Genomic DNA, 12,759 nt, shown 5'->3' with positions numbered 1-12,759 from the left:
CCCCGTCGCTGCCTGCCCAAGGGGTCGAATCCCTTTCCGGCACGGGAAGGGCTCTGACCCCCAAGCCGCCAAGGCGCCGGAAAACCGGCGCATTCAGAATGCACTTCGAGGCACATCGACGTTAAAGAGAAAGGGGGTACGGCCGATACATCCTCCGTGCACCTCCCGAGAACGTCCATGTACTCACGCATTTTCATCCGTCTGGCCGCCCCCCTGGCTCTGACCCTGCTGCTCCCCTTCGCCATCGGTTTCGAATGGCCGGCCGCCCTGCGCTGGGCGATCCTGACCACGATGACGCTGAGCTGGCTCGGCTTTGCGTGGTGGACCACCCGCGCCCAGGCGCATCGCTCCCCGGAACATGCCCGTGTCCTGCGTGAGCAGGACCAGCTGCTGACCGAACTGCGCAGCTTCGTCGGCAACGAGATCGACGGCTCGCGCGGCGAAGTGGAACGCGCCCGTGACCTGATCCGCCAGGCAGTGTCCAGCCTGGGCGGCAGCTTCGATGCGATGAACCGCAAGTCGCGCCAGCAGAGCCAGGCCCTGTCGCGCATCGTCGACCGCGCCGGTGATGAGGGCAATGCCGGCCTCGACGTTGCCCGTTTCGCCCAGCACGCCAGCCACCGCATGGAGCAGCTGGTGGAAGCGCTGGAACAGGTCAGCGGCCAGAGCAGCACCACGGTGCAGCACATCGACCAGATGGCACAGCACCTGGACGGCATCTTCGCGTTGCTGGAAGACGTCAAGTCGATCGCTGACCAGACCAACCTGCTGGCACTGAACGCCGCCATCGAAGCCGCGCGTGCCGGTGAAGCCGGTCGTGGCTTCGCGGTGGTGGCCGACGAAGTGCGCAACCTGTCCGAGCGCTCGACCACCTTCAACGAGCAGATCCGCAAGCTGGCGCACAGCTCCAAGGACGCCATCGCCAAGGTGCGCGAGACGGTCTCGCACATGGCCTCGCGTGACATGGACCGCTCCCGCGAAGCGCGCCAGGAAGCAGCGGCAATGCTCGACAACGTCGCGCAGATCAACGCCTCGCTGGGCGATGGCATGCGCGAAGTCTCCGAGTGCGCCCGTTCGATCGACGGCAGCGTGGCCGAAGCCGTGCGCGCCCTGCAGTTCGAAGACATCGCCACCCAGGCGCTGGGCGGCGTGCACACCCACCTGGACCGCCTGACTGCGATCAACCGCGAAGCGGTGGCCCTGCAGGAACTGCTGCACCGCAATGGTGGCGTGTTCGACGAAGAGATCGCCACTGCCCTGCAGCGCACCGGCAGCCGCCTGCGCGAACTGCGCAGTGAGTGGGAGCGCCCGCCGCACAAGCCGGTCGCCCAGCAGACCATGGGTGCTGGCACGGTCGAGCTGTTCTGATCCTGATGTCCGCTGCCGTTGCCGGCAGCCCGCAAGGCCCCGGTTCGTCCGGGGCCTTTGCCTGTAACCTGCCGTTGGATGCATCCTGTACGCGCACCATGACCCTGATCCGCGCCCTGCCCTCCCTCGCCGACACCGAGCGCCCGCGCAACGCGAGCGTGCGTGAGCAGCTGCAGCAGCTGGAAGAGGTGGCACGCGAGGAGATCCGCGAACTGCAGCAGCTGGCCGATGCGCGGCCTGCCCCGTCGCGGGCGGACGACGCGCTGCTGGGTCTGGCGTGGGACCTGGGCCTGGACGGCAACTCCCTGTAGATCCACGCCATGCGTGGATGGCCTTCACCACCACCCGCTCCAAACCCATGGCATGATCCGCCCATGCCCCCTACGGCTGGACACGGAGTGTCGTCGCATGAGCACCACGTTCATGACCTGGCTGGGATTTGCTGCGATGGTGCTCATCGCGGTCACCTTTACCTGGCGTCCCGCCTACGCCACATTGCGGCCACCCCGGCATCGACCTGTCGCGTTCCTGTTCGGCAGCCTGCTCTTCCTGCTGATGGCCTTTCTATGCGCCTGGATGGCGGCAAGTGCGCTTAATACCGGGCATGTCCATCTAAGCCATCACCGCGCCGGCACCATTGACGTATGGCGGGAGATCGAGCCGGTGACGTATTGGCTGATCATCGTGGCGGCGTATGTGTTCGGACTGCTGATCGCCAGCTATTCGATCGCAGGCATCGCATTGATGAAGCGGTAGATCCACGACTTGCGGGATGGCGTTCATCTGCCGGTGTGGCACCTGGATCTCGCTGCGACATCCACGCATGGCGTGGATGTCGCAGCGTGGCGTAATCGCTGTGGCATGATGCCCCGGTCCCGCTCATGGAAGACCGATGGCCATCGCCCTGATCGCAGTACTTTTGATCGAGACCATCCTTCTGATGGCTTGGGTGGCCGGCTATTTCAGCTGGGGCATCACCCTGTTCAACGAACGCATCGCGGCGCCGCCGGCCATGCAGGCACGGCTCTCGTTGGGCAGCCTGGAACGTGACCTGCCGCAGGACAAATGGCTGCGCCTGGCCTTCCATGCGCTGCCCGACGGCAGCATGGCATTCCGCGAGAGCTTTGCGCCGAGCTTCGGCCTGCGCTACTTCCCGGTGATGCGTGGACGCATCGTACTCAACGCGCGACGGCACGAAGTGCGGGTGATCGGCCTGTGCAGCTGGTTCGTGGCGATCCTGTCGCTGCTGCTGCTGCCGCTGGTGGCGATGCGCCCGATGGTGGCGCCCATGCTGCTCGTGCTGCCGTTGTTCCTGGCCAGCTATCTGGTCCAGAAGCGCCGCTATGCGGCCATCGTCGAGGCGCTGCGCATGCAGTTGAAGACAGAATTTCCGAAGTAGATCCACGCCATGCGTGGATGATCGCGAGGTGCCGGCATCCGTGCCGACCAACGGTCGGCACCCACCAGAGCAGGTGCCTGTATCTGAAGTAGATCCACGCCATGCGTGGATGATCGCGAGGTGCCGGCATCCGTGCCGACCAACGGTCGGCACCCACCAGAGCAGGTGCCTGTATCTGAAGTAGATCCACGCCATGCGTGGATGATCGCGAGCGCGGGCATCAGTGCCGACCAACGGTCGGCACCCACCGGAGTCGGCACCCACCAGAGCCGGGCTACACCAGCGTCCGGCTGTCAGCGCACCAGTACGGCTTCGCCGCTGGCGTCGGTACGCATCGGTGCCGGGTGCTGCTGGCGCAGCCATTGCGCCAGGTCGCGCGGGCTGAGCGGGCGCGAGTACAGGTAGCCCTGGATCTCGTCGCAGCCCTGGCGGCGCAGCATGTCTTCTTCCTGGTGCGTCTCCACGCCCTCGGCCACCACCTTCATGCCCAGCGCGTGGCCCAGGTGCACGATGGCCTGGGTGACTTCGGCCGTGCCAGAGTCATGCAGCATGCCCTGCACGAAACTGCGGTCGATCTTCAGGCGCCCCACCGGGAATCGATTGAGGTAATTGAGGTTCGAGAAGCCGGTACCGAAGTCGTCCACCGCCAGCGGTACGCCATGCCGTTCCAGCACATCGAAGCAATGGCGCAGGATGTCGGTGTCACGGATCAGCGCCGACTCGGTCAGCTCCAGCTCCAACCGCTGCGGCGGCCAGCCGTGGGCATGGCAGATCTCGATCACGCGTTCGGCGAAACCGCGATCACGCAGCTGCACCGCCGATACATTGACCGCGATGCGGTCGAAGCGCAGTCCAGCGCGGTCCCACGCAGTCGCCTGGCGGCAGGCTTCATTCAGCACCCAGTCGCCGATGCGCACGATCTCACCGCACTTCTCGGCAATCGGTATGAACTCGGCCGGGCTGCAGTAGCCGATGCCGGGCCGGTGCCAGCGCAGCAGGGCTTCGATCGCTGGCGGCTCGCCCTGGTGCGCATGCAACAGCGGCTGGTAGGCCAGGCTGAACTCTTCGCGCTCGATCGCACCGTGCAGCGCGTGCTCAAGTTCCAGCTTGCGCTGGATGCGGGCCAGTGCGTCCTGGCTGTAGTACTGATACGTGTTGCGCCCGGCTTCCTTGGCCGCATACATCGCGGCGTCGGCGGCGCGCAGCAGTGAATCGAAATCGGTCTGGGCATCGCCCAGCATCGCGATGCCGACGCTGGCGCCGACCTTCAACGTAGTCTCGCCTCGGCGCAGCGGCTCGGCCAGCGAGGCAATCAGCTTGCGGGCGACATGACCCGCATCTTCAGGCTCGGCCAGGTCGCGCAGCACGACGATGAACTCGTCGCCACTGAAGCGGCCGAACAGGTCGTTGTTGCGCAGGTTCTGGTGCAGGCGGGTGGCCGCGGCCTTCAGCAGCGCATCGCCGGTGGCGTGACCGAAGCTGTCGTTGATGGTCTTGAAGCCGTCCAGGTCGATGAACAGCATCGCCAGCGAGGTACCGCGGTCGCGCGCTTCCTCGATGGCTTCGGCGGTCTGTTCGCCGAGCAGCACACGATTGGGCAGGCCGGTCAGCAGGTCGTAGTGGGCCAGCAGCTCGATGCGCTCGTTGGCCTCGCGCTCGCGGGTGATGTCACGGAACAGCACCACGAAGCGCGGCGGCAGGCCATCACGACGATCCAGCTCGATCAGCACCTGCACCCAGACACGCAGGCCGGACTGGCGGTAGAAGCACAGGTCCAGCTGCTCGGGCAGGCCGCCGCCGGCGATGCGGACCAGCGCTGCTTCGAACGCATCGCGTGAGTCTTCGGTATACAGCGCCATCGCCTGATCGAGGGTGATCGGCTCTTTGCGCAGGCCGTGGATGCGATAGCACTCCTCGGTCCACTGCATGTGCCGGGTCTGTACCTCGATCTCGCAGCCGCCGATGCGGCCCAGCGCGGAAACGCGGTTGAGCAGCTCGGTGCGCCAGCGGATCAACGCGTCGGTCTGGTGCTGCTCGGTGATGTTCTGCACCTGGCCGAGCAGGCGCTTGGGTTGCCCGTCCATGTCCAGCAGCGGCTGCATCCACAGGCGCAGATGCTGCGAAGGTTCATGGCCGCGGGTCAGCTCCAGCTCGAGATTGGCGGCCCGGCCGTCACGCCACAGGCGCCGCCATGCCGCGCGCAGCACTCCTCGGGAACGCGGGTGCAGCTGCTTCAGCCAGCGTCGCTGGCCGGGCACGGCGCCCTGCTCCAGCGCCAGCAGCGAGCGCAGTTCCGGCGACCACCAGAAGTGGCCGCTGTTGGGGTCGAACGACCAGCTGCCCATGCTGGCGATGCGCTGGGCCTCGCTCAGGTGCAGCTGCTGTTCCTGCAGCAGCGATTCGAGCTGCTTCTGCTGCTCGATATCGGTATGTGTACCGACCATGCGCAATGGCTGGCCATCGGCGGTGCGCGCAACCACACGGCCGCGATCCAACACCCAGCGCCACTGCCCGTCGGCCTGGCGGAAGCGGAACTGCGCGCTGTACTGCTCGCTGCGCCCACGCAGGTGCTCGTCCAGCGCGGCACGCACCTGGGCGATGTCCTCGCTGTGCACCCGCGACAGCATTTCGGTGGCGGTCTCGTCACCCAGCGCCGGCGTGCGCGCCACGCGGTCACTGGGAATGTCCCAGTCCCACAGGCTGTGGCCGGCGCTGTCCAGCGCCAGCTCCCAGCGCCCACCACCGTCGACCGGCACCGGCTCGGGAATGCTCAGGGTGAACGCCAGCAGATTGCCGGCGCCGTCGTGCACGGCGCGCAGGTGACCGTCGTAGTGTCCACGCGGGCCACCCGGCAGCGTGCAGGCCACGATGCCGCCATCGGCAGCCATCAGGCGCAGATCTTCCAGCATCGGCGCATAGGCAGCCACGGTGGCCGGCAGGCCATGCTCGCGCGCAGCCGGATTGGCCGCCAGTGGGCGCCCGGTACGGTCGACGATGACCAGCGCCGACGCAAGCGGGTGCTGCAGCAGGCTGGCGATGATCCCTTGGTCCACGCGATCTTGCTCCGGATGACACGCCCGTCAGCGGGGCACGCAGTGGTTAACGGCGCCTGCGGCGGATAATTGAGTGGTCACGGCACGCTGCGGGGTAAGATGACCGGCGCCCCTTTCACCCGCCCCGTCCATGCCCGCAGAACCGACCGGCAACGCCCCAGTTCCCGACCCGCGGATGGCGCAGGCGCTGAGCCGCGACCGGCGCCGGGTGGTGCTGAGCTACCTGGCGATGGCGCTGGCCTGGATGATCTCCACCGACAGCGTGGTGCAGGCGCTGGTGCCGGACCCGCAGCAGGCAGCCCTGTGGCAGGGCCTGAAGGGTTCGTTCTTCGCGCTGGCCAGCGCGGGCCTGCTCTATCTGCTGCTGCGCCCGCTGGCCGAACACGTGCTGCATACCCATGCGCGCCAGCAGGCCTCCGAGCTGCGCCTGCGGCAGATGTTCGAGGGCAACCCCGGCCCGATCCTGGTCTACGACCTGGACACGCTGGCGATCCTCGATGCCAACCCTGCCGCCTGCACCGCTTTTGGCTGGGACCGCGACGAGCTGCTGGAACAGACCATCGATGCCTTGTGGCCGCCTGGCCAGGACCAGGCGCTGCAGACCAAGCTGGAGGCGATCCGCGAGGCACCCGAGGAGCTGTGCATCCTCCGCGCGCAACTGCAGCTGCGTGATGGCTCGCTGCGGCAGATGGAACTGCGCTCCAACGCGATCAGCTACGACGGCCACAACGCCCGCCTGCTGATCGCCATCGACCGCACCGCCGAGGACCTGGCCCAGCTGCGCCGCGACCAGGCGCTGGCCCGGGTGGAGGAAGCCCATGAGCTGGCCCGCATCGGCGCCTGGGAGCTGGACCCGTCCACCGGGCTGGGCCGCTACTCCAACCAGGTCTATCGCCTGCTCGGCCGCCGCCCGCCCGAGGCCCGCCGTTGGCACCGCTTCGACGAGCTGCTGGTGCCGGCCGACCCGGCCACGGCCACCCAGACCGAACAGCTGCTGGCCGAACTGTGCTGCGGCGAGCCGGTACAGGTGGACGTGCTGCTGCCGCTGCTGTCGATGGACGGCCGGGCATTGATGGTGCACCTGCGGGCGGCCAGCGGTATCGATGAAGCCGGCCGAAGCCGCGTGCTGGGCACGCTGCAGGACGTGACCGAGCGCGAGCAGTCGCGGCGCCTGCTGCGCGAGCGCGAGGAACAGTTCCGCGAGCTGGTGCGGGTGCTGCCCGACGGCGTGGTGATCCTCTCCGACGAACATGTGCTGTACGCCAACGCCTGGGCCGCCGGCCTGTTCGGCTACGGCAGCCACACCCTGCTGGGCGAGCCGCTGTCGGCCCTGGTCGCTGCCGCCGACCTGCCACGGGTACGCAGCCAGCTGCGCGCCGGCCAGCCCCACCTGGGGCCGGGCCACAGCAGCGTGGTGGCCATGCAGCGTGGCGACGGCCGCAGCTTCCATGCCGGCCTGGCGGTGGGCGAAGTGCGCTACGGCGGCCGCGACTGCAAGCTGCTGATCGTGCGCGACCTGAGCGATTCCGAACGTACCCGCAGCGCGCTGGAAACCAGCAACCGCGAACTGCAGGCGATGGCCGGCCGGCTGTTCTCGCTGCAGGAGGATGAGCGTCGTGCGATCTCGCGCGACCTGCACGATGACATCGGCCAGGCCATCACCGCGATCAAGCTGTCGGCGCATGCGGCACAGGATGAGGACGATCCGAAGCGCCGTGGCGAGGATCTGGCGCAGATCGTCAGCCTGGCCGACACCACCGTGGCCAAGCTGCGCGACATCTCCACCCTGCTGCGCCCCCCGCAGCTGGATGCACTGGGCTTGGAGGCGGCACTGAGCTGGCAGGCGCGGGTGCTGTTCCGCTCTTCGCCGGTGGAGCTGCTGGCCGAGATCGAGCCGCTGCCGCACCGCCCCGACAACAGCATCGAACAGGCCTGCTTCCGCATCGCCCAGGAAAGCCTGACCAACGCGCTGCGCCATGCGCGCGCCAGCCAGGTCCTGCTGCAGCTGCGCGACGTCGGCCAGCGCGGCCTGCACCTGCAGATCCGCGATGATGGCGAGGGCTTCGATCCGGACGGCCCGCGCGGCCTCGGCCTGATCGTGATGCGCGAGCGCGCACAGAGCGTCGGTGGCCACGTGCGGATCGAGTCCGCGCATGGTGAAGGCACCCTGATCGACGTCCATCTCCCCTACCAGGCGGCCAGCATGGCCGCCGTCGATTCACCGGAATACTGAGCCTATGTGGAATCCCAACCTGCCCCCGGTCAGCATCGATGATGCCCCCGACCGCCTTGGCGCCGGCAACCCCGAGCTGCAGGCGATGGTTGCCGAGGCGGCCTCCGGCGGCGTCGCGCTGATGCTGATGCACGTGGACATCGACCACTTCGCATCGGTCAACGAGAACATGAGTGCCGAAGTGGGCGACCAGGCGCTGGTACTGGTGGCGCAGCGCCTGCAGTCCTACCTGCGCGGGCGCGGCAAGCTGTGGCGGCATGGCAGCGACGAATTCCTGATCGCAGTGCCCCGCACCACCGATCTGCCGCTGCCGGAGGATTTCGCTGAAGAGATTCGCCAGCAGATGGAGCTGCCGCTTTCAGTGCTGCCGTACACGCTGTTCATGACCGGCAAGCTGGGCGTAAGCCTGTGCCCGGAGCATGCCAGCAGCACGTCGCGCCTGCTCGACCATGCCGAGGATGCGCTGTACCAGGCCGCCCGCGAAGGCGGCAATGCCGTGCGCATCCATGCGGTGGACACTCCGCCGAGCGCACACAGCGAGAGCATCATCGCGCGCCAGATCGTCGATGCCATTCCCAATGGCGAACTGAAGCTGCGCTACCAGCCGCTGGTGAGTGCCCGCGACGGCCACGTGGTGGGCATGGAAGCGCTGCTGCGCTGGCAGTCCCCTACCCTGGGCATGCTGGTGCCGGAGCGCTTCATGCGCACCGCCGAGCGGCTGGGCATCATCGTGCAGATCGGCACCTGGGTGCTGGAAGGCGCATTGAAGCAGGCGCGGTTGTGGCGCGACCAGGGCTTCGATGACTTCACCATCGCGGTGAACGTGTCCACCCTGCAGCTGCTCCGGCCGAACTTCTTCGCCGAGGTGATGTCCCTGCTGCAGGCGGCGGGCGTGCCGGCACACATGCTGACGCTGGAGATCAATGAGAGCGCGCTGACCAACAACGTCAATTTCGTCCATGAAACGCTGGCCAACCTGCGCAACGAAGGCATCAGCCTGAGCCTGGACAACTTCGGCACCGGCGATTCCAGCCTCAGCGCGCTGGTGCGCTACCCGGTGGACAAGCTGAAGATCGACCGCAGCTTCATCAAGAGCGCACCGGCCGGCAATCGCGAGGCGGCCATCGCCCGCGCAATCATCGCCATGGGCCACCAGCTGGGCATGACCGTGATCGCCAACGGCGTGGAGTCGCAGGCCCAGCTGGGCTTCCTGCGCCGCAACGACTGCGATGTGTTCCAGGGCTACCTGTTCGGCGAACCGATGTCGGCCGATGCCGCCGGCATGACCCTGCGCCGCCGCTACCTGCGTCCGGAAGCCTTCGCCGAGACGCGCCCGGACCGTACGCTGCTGCTGCTGGACGATGAGGAAAACGTGCTGCGCTCGCTGGTGCGCCTGTTCCGCCGCGACGGCTACCGCATCCTGGCGGCCGGCAACGTACGCGATGCGTTCGATCTGCTGGCGATCAACGACGTGCAGGTGATCCTGTCCGATCAGCGCATGAGCGACATGAGCGGCACCGAGTTCCTGGGCCGGGTGAAGATGCTGTACCCGGATACGATCCGCCTGGTGCTGTCGGGCTATACCGATCTGAACACGGTGACCGACGCGATCAACCGCGGCGCGATCTATCGCTTCCTGACCAAGCCGTGGAACGACGACGAGCTGCGCAAGCACATCCACCAGGCGTTCCGCACCTACGAGGAACAGCGCCGCAGCAATGCCGGGCCGGCGCCGGTGGAAACCGGGGATGGTGGCGAGGATCGGCCGCTGCGGTGATGATCCCTTCCGGTAGAGCCGGCCGCTGGCCGGCTGTTCTGGGGTGTCGGGTTGGATGAGGTTGCCGGCCAGCGGCCGGCACTACCAGATGCGGTCAGCGCGGCTGCTTCACCGGCAGCACCACGCGGAAGCGCGAGCCCACGCCGGGGGTGCTGTCCAGGTCGATGCGGCCGTGGTGCTTGTTGATGATGCTGTAGGAGATCGACAGGCCCAGGCCGGTGCCGCTGCCCACCGGCTTGGTGGTGAAGAACGGGTCGAAGATGCGCTGGCGCAGTTCCGGCGAAATGCCGCCGCCGGTGTCTTCGAATTCAACCCACACGTGATCGCCATCGACGCCGGTGCGCACGGTGATCGTGCCGCGCTCGGCGATGGCATGGCCGGCGTTGAGCAGCAGATTCATGTAGACCTGGTTCAACTCCGACGGCAGGCACTCCACCAGCGGCAACTGGCCAAACTCGCGCACCAGGGTGACCTTGTACTTGAGCTCGTTCCAGATGATGTTGATGGTCGATTCTAGGCCCGCGTGCAGGTCGACCAGCTTCCACGATTCGTCGCGGCCGGAATACGAGAAGTCCTTCAGGTCACGCACGATGCGGGTGACACGCTCGATGCCTTCGCGCGATTCCGCCATCAGCTGCGGCAGGTCGCGGCTGATGAAATCGATGTCCAGGCGGTCACGGATGTCGTCGATTTCCGGAATCAGTGCCTTCGGGTCCGGCGCGCGCAGGGCGCGCTCATAGGCTTCGATCACGGTGAACAGGCTGCGCAGGTACTCCTGCAGGCTGCCCAGGTTGGAGTGCACGTAACCGATCGGGTTGTTGATCTCGTGCGCGACGCCGGCGGCCAGCTGGCCGATCGAGGCCATTTTCTCGGACTGCAGCAGCTTTTCCTGGGTGCCATTGAGGCGCAGGTAGGCCTGGCGCAATTCGGCGTGGCGCTGCTGCAGTTCGCGCTCGTAGTCTTCCTGCCCTTCGATGTGGCGGAACAGCGCAAGGAAATGCCCTTCGCCGACCGGACCATGGTGGTACAGGTGGGCGATGACCACGCCCTCGCCCAGCGGCAGGCTGCCATTCCAGTGGCCGTGCTGGCGGGCCTGTTCCAGTGCATCGGGGGGCAGCAGTTCGCGCAGCCGCTGCGGCGGCGGCAATCCGCCGTCCTCGCCACTGGCCAGCAGATTCTGTGCGGCCGGATTGGCCAGGGCCACCTGCCCGTCATCGGTGAACAGCAGCAGGCCTTCGCGCAGGCGCTCTAGCAGGGCCTGCAGCACCGGCTGCGGCGGAAGGGGGGCGGTAACCAGGGCGTTGGCAGCGGACACGGCGACTCGGGGCGTTCGAACAGGCGCCCAATATACGCGGTCATGCAGCGGGCTTCAGCCCGCCGGGAGGTGTTGTGCGACCGCCGTCGCGTCAGGCGACGGCGAGTGGCCGGCCGATGCTGACCGTGTGCGACTGGCCCTTGGCATCGTAGGCCGAGGCGTCTTCGGTGCGGCCGAGCTGGCGCAGCGCCCAGTTCACCTCGCGGCGGCGGCGCGACAGCAGTACGCCGTTGGCGCGGTTGCGCTCGGCCAGTTCCTGCAGCTGTTCGCCCTCGCCCACCGGTGGCGCGCCTTCCAGCGCACGCAGCGCTTCCAGCTTGGCGCCTGTGGCCCGGATCAGGGCGTGCACGTCGTGCTCGACCAGGGCCTGGCGCTCAACGTCCAGGGCCTGGGCGAGACGCTGCAGCGGCTCGCTCATCGCCGCAGTCATCCGTGCAGCTGCTGGTCCAGATCGAGCATGCGCGATGCGATCGCGTCCGGATTGATCCTGTAGGTGCCGTTCTGCAGCGACTCGCGCACGGCCGCCACGCGCTGGGCGTCGATCGCCGGGGCGGTGGTCAGCTCACGCTCGATGGCCTGCAGATTGGTGGCCTCGCCGGTCAGGCGCAGGCTGTCGGCCGCCTCGACCGGGCGCGCCGCCGCATCGGTGCTGACGCCGGGCTTGCTGGCCGGGGTCGTCACGCTGCGCAGTGCCTGGGGGACCTGCAGGTTGCCGTCGATTTTCTGGCTCATGGGGTGTCCTGGAGTTGCCGTTCACAAGGGATAACGGCCGCAGGGCCGTGATCTTTAGGGATATTTTGCGGTAATTCAACGCGCCACGATTACGTCACCTGCAGCGTCGACCGTGCCCTGCACGATCCGCCGCGAGGACAGGTTCTCGACCGAAACCCGTTCGTTCTCACCGGCATCACCCATCGCACGGCCGGCAATGCGGACCTCGACCGAGCCGCGACGCGACACCAGGGCCACATTGTCTCCTCGCTTGATGAGACGCTGAACCACCAGATCGTTGTTCGACAGCAGGGCTCCGGCCTGCAACGGACGGCGGGCGATGCGGCCGATCGCTGCATTGGGATCGGACAGCACTGCGCCGGCAATCCGGGCAGCGTCACGCTGGGCAGTGGTGATATCGGCGGCAGTGAGGGTTTCTCCAGTGCCGATTCCGCGGTTGAGCACCAGCACGGTCTGGTTGCGCCGCACCTTCACCGGCACGAACAGGCGCCAACCGCCCGCATCGGGGCAGCTGACCTCCACCGTGGTGGTGGCGGTGGGTTGCACCTGCAGCGCGCCGCCACATTTCGGCAGGCGCAGCGCATCGGCCACCTGCGCCTCGCCTTCACTGCCAGCCGGCAGTGTCGACAGCGCTGCTGTGCGGATGCTGGCGACCGGCTGCCAGTCCGCAGCGGTCGCCCACGGCGCGGCCACGGCGAGCACGATGGCGAGTAGGGATGTGACCCGGCGCATGGCGCCTCCTTCAATCGGCAAGACCTGGCCCTGGTGCGTGCAAGGGGTGTGCCAGATCGACGGGGTCGCCGTTTGTAGTGTCGAGCCATGCTCGACTGCTCTTCCCCCGAACAGCCAGTCGAGCATGGCTCGACTCTACAAGAGCCTCGG

The 12,759-nt window shown here is 67.4% G+C and carries 11 protein-coding genes; 6 read left to right on the top strand and 5 right to left on the bottom strand.

The features are described 5' to 3' along the window. The first annotated feature begins 177 nt into the window (after positions 1–177). The 4 genes from AB1281_RS08715 (at position 178) to AB1281_RS08700 (ending at position 2,767) form a co-directional block, all read left to right on the top strand. Positions 178–1,368, top strand: coding sequence for a methyl-accepting chemotaxis protein (locus AB1281_RS08715; protein WP_049445390.1), 1,191 nt, complete (start codon positions 178–180; stop codon positions 1,366–1,368). A gap of 98 nt (positions 1,369–1,466) precedes the next feature. After that, the gene (locus AB1281_RS08710) at positions 1,467–1,679 is read left to right on the top strand and encodes a hypothetical protein (RefSeq protein WP_430345599.1); all 213 of its coding nucleotides are present in this window, start codon (positions 1,467–1,469) and stop codon (positions 1,677–1,679) included. Between the two features lie 97 nt (positions 1,680–1,776). Beyond that, positions 1,777–2,124, top strand: coding sequence for a hypothetical protein (locus AB1281_RS08705; RefSeq protein ID WP_430345598.1), 348 nt, complete (start codon positions 1,777–1,779; stop codon positions 2,122–2,124). Between the two features lie 136 nt (positions 2,125–2,260). Further along, positions 2,261–2,767: a hypothetical protein gene (locus tag AB1281_RS08700; protein WP_430345597.1), complete on the top strand. Its 507-nt coding sequence runs from the start codon at positions 2,261–2,263 to the stop codon at positions 2,765–2,767. Positions 2,768–3,060: 293 nt separating this feature from the next. Here AB1281_RS08700 and AB1281_RS08695 read toward each other — a convergent pair whose 3' ends face one another. Next, on the bottom strand, positions 3,061–5,820 hold the full coding sequence (locus tag AB1281_RS08695) for a bifunctional diguanylate cyclase/phosphodiesterase (RefSeq protein WP_430345596.1): 2,760 nt from the start codon (positions 5,818–5,820) through the stop codon (positions 3,061–3,063). Between the two features lie 130 nt (positions 5,821–5,950). Here AB1281_RS08695 and AB1281_RS08690 point away from each other — a divergent pair, with 130 nt between their 5' ends. Further along, the gene (locus AB1281_RS08690) at positions 5,951–8,053 is read left to right on the top strand and encodes a PAS domain S-box protein (RefSeq protein ID WP_430345595.1); all 2,103 of its coding nucleotides are present in this window, start codon (positions 5,951–5,953) and stop codon (positions 8,051–8,053) included. A gap of 4 nt (positions 8,054–8,057) precedes the next feature. After that, positions 8,058–9,830, top strand: coding sequence for an EAL domain-containing protein (locus AB1281_RS08685; protein WP_430345594.1), 1,773 nt, complete (start codon positions 8,058–8,060; stop codon positions 9,828–9,830). A 94-nt stretch (positions 9,831–9,924) separates the two neighbouring features. Here the strand turns inward: AB1281_RS08685 and AB1281_RS08680 are convergent, their stop codons facing one another. From AB1281_RS08680 to flgA, 4 genes are all read right to left on the bottom strand, one after another. Beyond that, positions 9,925–11,145 (bottom strand): ATP-binding protein, encoded by a 1,221-nt coding sequence (locus tag AB1281_RS08680; RefSeq protein WP_014037133.1) that lies wholly within the window; start codon positions 11,143–11,145, stop codon positions 9,925–9,927. A gap of 91 nt (positions 11,146–11,236) precedes the next feature. After that, positions 11,237–11,575, bottom strand: a complete 339-nt coding sequence (locus AB1281_RS08675; protein ID WP_014037132.1) for a FlgN family protein — start codon at positions 11,573–11,575, stop codon at positions 11,237–11,239. Further along, the gene (gene flgM, locus AB1281_RS08670; RefSeq protein WP_430345593.1) at positions 11,572–11,877 is read right to left on the bottom strand and encodes a flagellar biosynthesis anti-sigma factor FlgM; all 306 of its coding nucleotides are present in this window, start codon (positions 11,875–11,877) and stop codon (positions 11,572–11,574) included. Before flgM ends, AB1281_RS08675 begins: the two co-directional genes overlap by 4 nt. Positions 11,878–11,952: 75 nt before the next feature. After that, positions 11,953–12,609 (bottom strand): flagellar basal body P-ring formation chaperone FlgA, encoded by a 657-nt coding sequence (gene flgA, locus AB1281_RS08665; protein ID WP_075674521.1) that lies wholly within the window; start codon positions 12,607–12,609, stop codon positions 11,953–11,955. Positions 12,610–12,759: the final 150 nt, after the last annotated feature.

The organism is Stenotrophomonas sp. NRRL B-14846 (assembly GCF_050473585.1).
GTDB lineage: Bacteria > Pseudomonadota > Gammaproteobacteria > Xanthomonadales > Xanthomonadaceae > Stenotrophomonas.
Note: the sequence above shows the minus strand (reverse complement) of the source record. Positions and strands in the feature narration are given on the sequence as shown.

What these genes read in the sequence shown, in the direction of transcription:
- AB1281_RS08715 (WP_049445390.1), top strand. Translation starts at nt 178, where the DNA reads ATGTACTCACGCATTTTCATCCGTCTGGCCGCCCCCCTGGCTCTGACC.
- AB1281_RS08710 (WP_430345599.1), top strand. Translation starts at nt 1,467, where the DNA reads ATGACCCTGATCCGCGCCCTGCCCTCCCTCGCCGACACCGAGCGCCCG.
- AB1281_RS08705 (WP_430345598.1), top strand. Translation starts at nt 1,777, where the DNA reads ATGAGCACCACGTTCATGACCTGGCTGGGATTTGCTGCGATGGTGCTC.
- AB1281_RS08700 (WP_430345597.1), top strand. Translation starts at nt 2,261, where the DNA reads ATGGCCATCGCCCTGATCGCAGTACTTTTGATCGAGACCATCCTTCTG.
- AB1281_RS08690 (WP_430345595.1), top strand. Translation starts at nt 5,951, where the DNA reads ATGCCCGCAGAACCGACCGGCAACGCCCCAGTTCCCGACCCGCGGATG.
- AB1281_RS08685 (WP_430345594.1), top strand. Translation starts at nt 8,058, where the DNA reads ATGTGGAATCCCAACCTGCCCCCGGTCAGCATCGATGATGCCCCCGAC.
- AB1281_RS08675 (WP_014037132.1), bottom strand. Translation starts at nt 11,575, where the DNA reads ATGACTGCGGCGATGAGCGAGCCGCTGCAGCGTCTCGCCCAGGCCCTG.
- flgM (WP_430345593.1), bottom strand. Translation starts at nt 11,877, where the DNA reads ATGAGCCAGAAAATCGACGGCAACCTGCAGGTCCCCCAGGCACTGCGC.
- flgA (WP_075674521.1), bottom strand. Translation starts at nt 12,609, where the DNA reads ATGCGCCGGGTCACATCCCTACTCGCCATCGTGCTCGCCGTGGCCGCG.